Origin of the sequence: Roseateles sp., from assembly GCF_036486225.1 — a bacterium.
Taxonomy (GTDB): domain Bacteria; phylum Pseudomonadota; class Gammaproteobacteria; order Burkholderiales; family Burkholderiaceae_C; genus Roseateles.
Window position 1 is genome coordinate 1 of sequence record NZ_DASVNZ010000015.1, and the last position, 7,966, is coordinate 7,966.

Here is a 7,966-nt window from a genome sequence, read left to right on the forward strand (position 1 = left end):
GATCGCCGGGAGCTCGCCCTGGTGCCGCCGCACAAGAGCCTGTTCAACGCATCGGCCGACCACGGCCTGCCGATCGGGAACCTCAGCAGCCAGTTCTTCGCCAACGTGCTTCTCGACGACCTCGACCAGCACATCAAGCACCGCATCCGGGCGCCGCACTACGTGCGCTACGTCGACGACATGGTGCTGGTGCACGAGGACGCCGCCTGGCTGGGGAACGCACATCGGCAGATCCAGACGAAGCTGGGCGAGCTGCACCTGCAGCTGAACCCGCGCAAGACGATCCTGCAGCCGGTCAGTCGCGACATCGACTTCGTCGGCCACCTGATCAAGCCTTGGCACCGCACCACGCGTGCCAGGACTGTCGCCGCCGCCCTTCAACGCATCGAGCAGATCGACCAGGTCGACCTGCAGCAGGCGGCGGCCAGCTACTTCGGCCTGCTCAACCAGGCCACCCACAGCCACCACGATCGCGCCCGACTCGCCAACGCCATCCGCCGGCGCGGCCGCAGCGTGAGCGCGGACCTCCGCAAGACCTACGCCTATCACGGGAGCTCGACATGACCGCCTCACCCGTCCCCACCACCGACCGCGATGCGCTCGTGTCACGCATCGCCAATGCCGTCCTGATCGCACAGGCCGCCGGCGACCAGCACCACCTAGCGGAGATCCTCCAGCAGGCACTGCGCCTGATCCAACTGCAGAGCGTCGAGATCGCTGGCCAGGCCTCGGCCATCGGCCACCTGTCTTCACTCGTCGACGAGCTCCGCGCAAACGCGCCGGGTGCTCCCGACGCGTCCGCCGGTGTCCAGGTGCATCGCTGCCCCGGCCAGCGGGGCGTCGATGTGAGGGGCTGCTGGCACGTGCGCTGCCAACTCGGCCGCCGGTGCATTAACGGCGCTGCGCCTCAAGGAACTCCACGGTGAAGCAGCGTCGAGACGTTCGCGCCCTGCGCCGCGAGAAGCGCAGGCCCTGGTCCCAGCAGCCCCCGGACCAGGATCGCCAGGCCGAACTCGAGGCCGCCTTCGCCGAGCTCGATCGCGAGCAGGCCCGTCGAATCCAGCAGTCCCTGAAAGGCTCCGCATGAACACCGCCTTCCTCCTCATGGCGCAGTACGACGGCAAGGCCGTCATCCCGGTCGAGGCCGTCGTGCGGGACTACTTCTCCCACCTCAGCACGGACAAGTTCATCCGCAAGGTGGCCGTCGGCGACATCAACATCCCACTGGTCCGGATCGAGTCGACGACGCAGAAGTCCGCCAAGGGCGTCCACCTCAACGACCTGGCCGCGTACATCGATGAGCGAAGAGCTGCTGCGGTGAAAGAAGCGCGGCAGCTCGCGGGAACGGGGGGCGGGGGGCACTGAAGGCCCACAATCGGCATGCATACACCGGAGCACCAAGACATGAAGCACAAGGTTTCAGAACTAGAAGGCGCGCTGCTCGATGCGGCCGTCGCAAAGGCGGCAGGTTATCGCTGGGAGTTGAGCGAAACATTGCGCGGCCCGTACTGCTTTGCAGCCGTGCCGGATCTTGAACACGGAGATGGGAACGGACTGATCGGCTTCTCTCCGTCACAGTTCTGGGAGTCGGGCGGCCCGATCATCGAGCGCGAGCGGATCACCGTTGCCCCACTTCCCGACCCGGCGGCGGTCGGACACCTGTCAGGGTGCCTCGCCACTGTCAACGGTCGCACCGAGCACGGCGACACCTACCTGGTTTCGGCCATGCGCGCCTACGTCGCATCGAAGGTCGGCAACGAGGTTGAACTACCCTAATTTGGAGAGATCGATGTTGGACTGGAAGAGCGAAGGCGAGATGCTGCCTCAGATTGCGCAGTGCGTGCTGCTGGCGACCCCGCGACAGTTCGATGGGTTCTGGGATATCTGCGTGGCGCAGTTGCTGGTGCGACACGAAGACGTCTCGCCGGCGCCGGTCCGCGCGGGAGACCCGTGGCCCACCGACTTCTACTGGTGCCGCAGCATCAGCGGCCGCGACACCATGATCGTGACGGCCAACGGATGGTGGACATCGTTGGCCAACATCCCGCTGCCACCTGGCGCGGCACATGCGTCGGAGCGAGGCTTCGACTACGTGAGACAGCTTGGAGGGGCCTTCGTGCCGCAGGGCAGTCGAAGCTAGTGCCCCTTCGGGGCAACAAAAGGGCAACATGATTCGTGCCCTTCAAAGGTAAAGGCCTGATTCGTCAGGCCTTTTTACTTCCTCTCGCTCCAATCCAGCATGGGGGCCACGGACAGACGCCAGGGGGAAAACTTCGAGGACATGCACGGATTATCCCGCCGGCGGAGTTCCCGGTCGGGCGATGAGCTCTTCCAGCCGCTCCGGCGACACCGGCTTCACCACGTGATCGTCGAATCCCGCCGCCAGCGCCCTCGCCCGGTCCGACGCCAGGCCGTAGCCGGTCAGCGCGATCAGCCGGGGCCGCTCGCCGCGCGTCTGCGCGCGCAGGCGGCGCGCCAGCTCGTAGCCATCCATCGTCGGCAGGCCGATGTCGATGAAGGCCACCTGCGGCGCCCGTTCCGCGAACAGACGCAGCGCCTCTTCCGGATGGTGGGCGATCCGCACCGCATGCCCCTGGTCGACCAGCAACTGCCCCAGCAGGTTCGCGGCGTCCTCGTTGTCGTCGATCACGAGCAGCTCGCTCGCCGCGACCGGCCGCGGCGACGGCGGCGCGGCACCGATGTGCGCTTCGGGCGAAGCGCGCGAGCGCGGCATCCGCACCACCACGGCCGAACCTTGGCCGATCCCGTCGCTGCGGGCCTCCACGCTGCCGCCGTGGAGCTTCACGATGTTCCTGACGATGCTGAGCCCCAGCCCCAGACCGCCCTGCGCGCGGTCGAGCGCCTGCCGTCCCTGCGTGAACAGGTCGAAGGCGGTCGTCAGCGCCTCGGCCGACATGCCGATGCCGTTGTCCCGGACCGTCACCACGACCTCGTCGCCCTCGGCGCGCGCCGAGACGGCGATGAGCCCGCCGGGCTCGGTGTACTTCGCCGCGTTCGCCAGCAGGTTGGACAGCACCTGCATCATGCGCGCGGCGTCGACATCGACCGCCAGTCCGTCGTCGAGTTCCAGGGCGACCCGGTGGCGACGCTGCTCGATCAGCGGGTGCACCATCTCCAGCGCGCGCTGGACGAGCGGCCCGACGTCCGTGCGCCGCAAGGTCAGTTCGACCTTGCCGCTGCTGATGCGCGACACGTCGAGGAGATCGTCCACCAGGCGGATCAGATGCTGCGTCTGGCGGCGCAGGATCTCCAGCGATCGATCCGGCCCGCCGGCGCGGCGCTCCAGCAGCGTGAGCACCGACACGATGGGCGCCAGCGGATTGCGCAGCTCGTGCCCCAGCATCGCCAGGAACTCGTCCTTCACGCCGCTGGCACGCTCCGCGTCGGCGCGCGCCGCGGTCTCGCGCAGCAGCAGGCCCTTCAGGGCGGTGATGTCGCGCACCGTGCCGATCGCGCGATGCGCCCGGCCGTCGGCCTCGCGCAGGAAGTAGACATGCTCGCGGACATGGACGGCCTGGTCGCCCAGGTCGAGGAGCCGGTACTCCGCGTTCCACGCGGACGTGTCGCCCCGCAGGGCAGCATCGAAGGCGCGGGTGACCCGGTCCACATCCTCCGGATGGACGCGCGTGCGACGCCAGTCCGATCGCATCGCGCTGCGGGACACACCGCCGAACAGCTGATCGAGCTGGCCGCCCCACCAGAGGTCGTCCAGGGCCACGTGCCAATCCCAGAGGCTTTCCTCCGTGGTCTCGGAGAAGAGCTGCATCCGCTCCTGGTCGCGCAGCGCCGCGGCATGCTGCCACGCGGTCTCCAGCGCGGAGCCCGCGAGCGAGGCGATGGTGGGCAGCATGGCGGTGGCTGCCGCCGTGAGACCAAGGCCGGCGACGGGATCGCCTTCGCCTTCGCCTTCGCCTTCGCCTTCTCCATCGACCTCGACCCCGGGGTCAGGAAGTCCGACCACGAGCGCACCGGTCAGTCTTCCGGCGCGGTTGCGCAGCGGCACGACGCCGAGGGCACGCTCCCCACCCGGGAACAGCGCCTGGAAGATCGAGGCCGTCTCGGCGCCCCGCGTGATCCGCAGCGGACCGCCGGCCATCGAGAGGCGGCGATGCAGCGCGTGCAGGGCGGAACGGACCGGCACCAGCGACCGGTCGTCGCCGTGATCGACCCGCGCGATGGTCGCCTGCTCCCAGCTCCGTCCCGGCTGCAGATGCGAGGCGAAGACCGCTTGACGCGTCACCTCGACCGCGGCGCGACGGGCGTGCTCCAGCAGGTCCTGCGGGCGCCGCAGCGCCATCAGTTCCTGGACGAAGGACGTCAGCTCGAAGGCCACTGCGCCGCCGCGGGTCACGCCGGCGATGCGGCCGCGCTGCCCGTGAGGTTGGCCAGGCGGGTCTCCAGGATCCCGCCGTTGCGGTCCACGGCGAGGAAGGCCTGCGGCGGCACGTAGTACATCGACGAGTTGTCGATGCCCTCGGTGTCGAGCAGCACGCGGGGGTGGGTGTGCAGCACGTCCAGCAGCAGCTCCGCGTCGAAGCGCCGCTGGTCGTACTGGCAGATCGAATACGTCGGGGCGCCGGTGGCGTAGAACTCGTTGAGCAGCGCTTCGTATTCCACCAGGCGCTCGGTGCCGGGGTCGCCTTCCAGGGCCCAGGACATCTCGCCGGTGACGCGCAGCGCCGTGTAGCCGGCCTCGACGGCGCGGGTCGTCTCCTGCCCCAGGATCTCGATCATCTTGCGGGGATCGAAGACGCCGTCGACGAGGTAGACGTCCTTGGCCGCCTGGACGACCAGTTGCCCGCTGGCGATCAGCGCGTCGACGTCGATATCCGCCTCCAGCAAGGTCGCCCGCAGGCGCTCGGCGGTCTGCAGATGGACCAGGTAGAGCATCTGCTCGTGGCGCTCCAGTCCCAGGCGCACGAAATCCACCGTGATGCGACGCTGATCCGCGTCGCTGCGGAAGATGCCGCAGTAGTGGTCACCCGGCTGCATCTTCTCCAGCGCCGGCAGGATGGAGGACGTTCTGTTGCACATGAAAGTCCCTTGTCGGACCCCAACGGCCCGCTCCCGGAGTGTAGGCCCGGCGCGACACCCACCCGTCTGGCGCATGCCGAGGCGCCTGTCACCCCTCATTAGAGGCAGAGGCTTGTGTCCATTTGCGTCGGAGCCCCTGAATGCGGCGACGCCGGGCCTTGCGCGCGTCGTAACATCCCCGCGCCTCTGCGGTCTCCCTGCCCTTTTCCGATGTTCCCGTCCCGTCGCCCGTCCGGCTCCGCCAGCGGCCTTTCCCGCCGCGGCCTTCGCGTCCTCGCGCTGTTGATCGCGGCGGGGATGGTCATGCCGTCGGCGCAGGCGAACTCGAACACGGGTGCAGGCGCAGGTGCCGGTGCAAGCGCGAGGACGAAGGCCGCCCGGGCCGCCTCGGCCGCCTCGGTCGCCTCGGCCGGATCGGCGCCCGGATCCAACCTCGCGAAGTCCGAGCTCGTCGACATCGCCGACCTGCGCAAGCGCATGACGGCGCGGACGGTGACGCTGACCCGGCATGCGGAGACGGACGACATCGCCATCCAGGTCTGGGCGCGGACGACTCTGCCCAAGAAGTACTACGTCGCCGTGACGCAGCAGGGCACGGTGCGGCGCACGCTCACCGCCAACGACGAAGCCGAGGCCTGGCGCAGCTACGACAGCTTCCGCCGCATGGCCGGCCTCGGCGAGGTCGGACGACCGGTACTGCTCGGCCAGATGACCGTGGAGCCCGCACCGTCGGCACGCATCCCCCTGGTCATGGCCGCTGGCGCAGTCCCGGCGACGCCTTCGTTGCCCGCGCCGCCACCGCAGACCGTCTTCCCGCCTGCGGTGACCGCCACGCCGCCCAAGTCTGATTCGCCCATGGCCGCGCGCGAGATCTCAGCGACGACCGGGGAGACGGTGAACGCCCGCGGAGACCTGCGCGTGGCCGGCGCCGAAGTCGAAACGCTGCGACGCGCCCGTTTCGGCGACGAGGTGGCGCGCCTCGTGTGGAGCGCGGAGAGCTCGCAGTATTTCGTGTCGCTCACGCGCCAGGGCTCGGTCGTGGCGATGCTGCGCAGCCGCGACAGCGCGGAGGCGACCCGCGCCTACGAGGACTACGTGCGGCAGGCCGAGAAGCGCGCCGCCCTGCTGCCGGGACGCGCGGCCGGGGCGATGTCGTCGGCGTCGCGGTAGCGGCGGCTCCTCGTCCTACAGACACCGGTCAGGGAACGGCGAAGACTCCGTGCATCCGGCCTTCACGGCCTTCACGGCCATCGCGCCTCAGGAGCACGCCATGATCCGCAAGCTCAGCAACGGACAGTTCCGCCTCTACTCCCGCAACCCCGATCCCAAGACGGGGAAACGCCGCAACCTCGGGACCTTCGATACCCGCGAGGCCGCAGAGAAGCACGAGCGGGAGGTGCAGTACTTCAAGCGGCATTGAGCCCTGCATCTGCCTTCGGCCGATAAACGCGTTCCACCGGCATCAGAAGTTCCGGCGAGTCATCGGTCGCGAAGGGCCGCTGCGATGCGATGAACGGTGACATGTCGATCACCTCCAGCAGGCCTTCTTCGGACAGCGCCCTCAAGGTCTTGCCGCGAAGCCCGAGCTGGACCGCCCGACGCTGCAGCTTCGCACCGCTCGGCGCGTGATCGGGGTCCCACTGGAGGCGGACGTCCGACCCTGCCACGGCCAGCGCCCACGCCTCCTGGCTCGCCATGCCGGAGGCCGCGAACGACGAGGCCACCGCCTGTCGCAGGACCGCGTCGAAGAACTCGCGGCGCAGGCGCAGTCCCAGCACCACCTCCTGCCCTTCTTTCAGTCCCCAGCCGCAGCGATACATCATCCAGAGGAAATTGGGCTTGATCCAGCTCATGCGGTTGAAGCTGTAGTCCGGGCCGCCGAAGCGCCCGTACTCCAGCGCATAACGGCCGATGCTGGGTCGATAGGCCTGATAGACGACGATGGACCGGTCGTCGAAGTGCGCCAGCACATGCTCACCGTCCCTCGGCCAATGCAGCGACTGCTGCGCCAGGTGGGGTTCAACGGGCAACGGCGGCTGACCGACGTCAGACCCGGAGTTCTTGGTATTCATCTTGTTCTTCTTTGATGGTTCGGCTCATTCCCGAGCATGTGAGTTGTCCAATACAACCCACAAGGTTGCACAATACAACTCACGACTCTTTTGATCAAGTCTTGTTTTGTTACCTTGCGGCGCAACAACCCTGGGGGACAGACATGGCCGACGCCCCGTCCTATGCTGTGACGAACCGGCTCGCCCCGGCGTGCCGATCCATAGAGCACAGGGAGACAAGACATGCGACTTTCCGTTCGACGCGGCAGGAGCCCGCTGTATGCATTGACCTTGGCGTTGGCCGTGGGTTCGGCCGCGCTGCTCGCGGGCTGCGGCGGCGACGATGACGGGGACGGCACGCCCGCCTCGAAGTACAGCGCCGAGATCCGCCGCACCGCCCTGGGCGTGCCCCACATCAAGGCCCCCGACTGGGGCGGCGCCGGCTACGGCTACGGCTACGCGCAGGCCCAGGACGACCTGTGCACCATCGCCAACTCGATGCTCACCTTCCGCGGTGAACGCGCCCGCTACTTCGGCGCGGACGCCGTCGTGCCCTTCCAGGGCACCATCGGCCAGCCGAAAAACATCGACGCCGACTTCTATCACCGCCACGTCCTCAACGACGAGGTGATGCAGCGCTTCATCGCCGCCCAGCCCGACAAGCTCAAGCAGATGGTCGCCGGCTTCGCCGCCGGCTACAACCGCTACGTCCGCGAGATCAAGGGCGGCGCCGAAGCCACCGCCCACACGGCCTGCCGCGGCGAGGCCTGGGTCGTGCCGGTCACCGACACCGACATCTTCCGCCGCATGTACGCCGCTCACTTCGCGGCGGGCTACAGCAACTTCGTCGCTCAGATCGC

The 7,966-nt window shown here is 68.4% G+C and carries 12 protein-coding genes; 9 read left to right on the plus strand and 3 right to left on the minus strand.

Annotated elements, in window-relative coordinates:
- The 6 genes from VF536_RS01450 to VF536_RS01475 all read left to right on the plus strand — a co-directional run.
- Positions 1-564 (plus strand): RNA-directed DNA polymerase (locus VF536_RS01450; protein WP_331613003.1); only part of this gene is annotated, 564 nt, incomplete at its 5' end.
- Positions 561-926, plus strand: coding sequence for a hypothetical protein (locus tag VF536_RS01455; RefSeq protein ID WP_331613004.1), 366 nt, complete (start codon positions 561-563; stop codon positions 924-926). The genes VF536_RS01450 and VF536_RS01455, both read left to right, overlap by 4 nt.
- The gene (locus tag VF536_RS01460) at positions 923-1,087 is read left to right on the plus strand and encodes a hypothetical protein (protein ID WP_331613005.1); all 165 of its coding nucleotides are present in this window, start codon (positions 923-925) and stop codon (positions 1,085-1,087) included. The genes VF536_RS01455 and VF536_RS01460 overlap by 4 nt, the downstream gene beginning before the upstream one ends.
- Positions 1,084-1,365, plus strand: a complete 282-nt coding sequence (locus VF536_RS01465; RefSeq protein ID WP_331613006.1) for a pyocin activator PrtN family protein — start codon at positions 1,084-1,086, stop codon at positions 1,363-1,365. Before VF536_RS01460 ends, VF536_RS01465 begins: the two co-directional genes overlap by 4 nt.
- 39 nt (positions 1,366-1,404) lie before the next feature.
- Positions 1,405-1,776 (plus strand): phage protein NinX family protein, encoded by a 372-nt coding sequence (locus tag VF536_RS01470; RefSeq protein WP_331613007.1) that lies wholly within the window; start codon positions 1,405-1,407, stop codon positions 1,774-1,776.
- 13 nt (positions 1,777-1,789) lie between these two features.
- The gene (locus VF536_RS01475; RefSeq protein WP_331613008.1) at positions 1,790-2,140 is read left to right on the plus strand and encodes a hypothetical protein; all 351 of its coding nucleotides are present in this window, start codon (positions 1,790-1,792) and stop codon (positions 2,138-2,140) included.
- A gap of 150 nt (positions 2,141-2,290) precedes the next feature.
- On the opposite strand, the gene VF536_RS01480 is transcribed toward VF536_RS01475, so the two are convergent.
- Positions 2,291-4,372 carry a hybrid sensor histidine kinase/response regulator gene (locus tag VF536_RS01480; RefSeq protein WP_331613009.1) on the minus strand — a complete coding sequence of 694 codons (2,082 nt, stop codon included), beginning with the start codon at positions 4,370-4,372 and terminating at the stop codon, positions 2,291-2,293.
- Positions 4,369-5,055, minus strand: coding sequence for an MEDS domain-containing protein (locus tag VF536_RS01485; RefSeq protein WP_331613010.1), 687 nt, complete (start codon positions 5,053-5,055; stop codon positions 4,369-4,371). Before VF536_RS01485 ends, VF536_RS01480 begins: the two co-directional genes overlap by 4 nt.
- A 210-nt stretch (positions 5,056-5,265) precedes the next feature.
- On the opposite strand from VF536_RS01485, the gene VF536_RS01490 reads away from it, so the two are divergent.
- Both VF536_RS01490 and VF536_RS01495 read left to right on the plus strand, forming a co-directional pair.
- Entirely contained in the window at positions 5,266-6,225 is a 960-nt protein-coding gene (locus VF536_RS01490; RefSeq protein WP_331613011.1) for a DUF2968 domain-containing protein, read from the plus strand.
- A gap of 100 nt (positions 6,226-6,325) precedes the next feature.
- Complete coding sequence (locus VF536_RS01495; protein WP_331613012.1) at positions 6,326-6,475, plus strand: hypothetical protein; 150 nt, start codon at positions 6,326-6,328, stop codon at positions 6,473-6,475.
- Here the strand turns inward: VF536_RS01495 and VF536_RS01500 are convergent.
- A complete protein-coding gene (locus tag VF536_RS01500) occupies positions 6,462-7,127 on the minus strand; it encodes a DUF4291 domain-containing protein (RefSeq protein ID WP_331613013.1) in 666 nt (221 codons plus the stop codon). The two genes, VF536_RS01495 and VF536_RS01500, sit on opposite strands and share 14 nt — an antisense overlap.
- 222 nt (positions 7,128-7,349) lie before the next feature.
- Between VF536_RS01500 and VF536_RS01505 the strand changes: the two genes are divergently transcribed.
- A partial coding sequence (locus VF536_RS01505) for a penicillin acylase family protein (protein ID WP_331613014.1) occupies positions 7,350-7,966 on the plus strand: 617 nt, incomplete at its 3' end.

Coding starts and splice junctions, on each gene's coding strand:
- VF536_RS01490 (WP_331613011.1), top strand. CDS start 5,266: ATGTTCCCGTCCCGTCGCCCGTCCGGCTCCGCCAGCGGCCTTTCCCGC.
- VF536_RS01495 (WP_331613012.1), top strand. CDS start 6,326: ATGATCCGCAAGCTCAGCAACGGACAGTTCCGCCTCTACTCCCGCAAC.
- VF536_RS01475 (WP_331613008.1), top strand. CDS start 1,790: ATGTTGGACTGGAAGAGCGAAGGCGAGATGCTGCCTCAGATTGCGCAG.
- VF536_RS01465 (WP_331613006.1), top strand. CDS start 1,084: ATGAACACCGCCTTCCTCCTCATGGCGCAGTACGACGGCAAGGCCGTC.
- VF536_RS01500 (WP_331613013.1), bottom strand. CDS start 7,127: ATGAATACCAAGAACTCCGGGTCTGACGTCGGTCAGCCGCCGTTGCCC.
- VF536_RS01470 (WP_331613007.1), top strand. CDS start 1,405: ATGAAGCACAAGGTTTCAGAACTAGAAGGCGCGCTGCTCGATGCGGCC.
- VF536_RS01485 (WP_331613010.1), bottom strand. CDS start 5,055: ATGTGCAACAGAACGTCCTCCATCCTGCCGGCGCTGGAGAAGATGCAG.
- VF536_RS01455 (WP_331613004.1), top strand. CDS start 561: ATGACCGCCTCACCCGTCCCCACCACCGACCGCGATGCGCTCGTGTCA.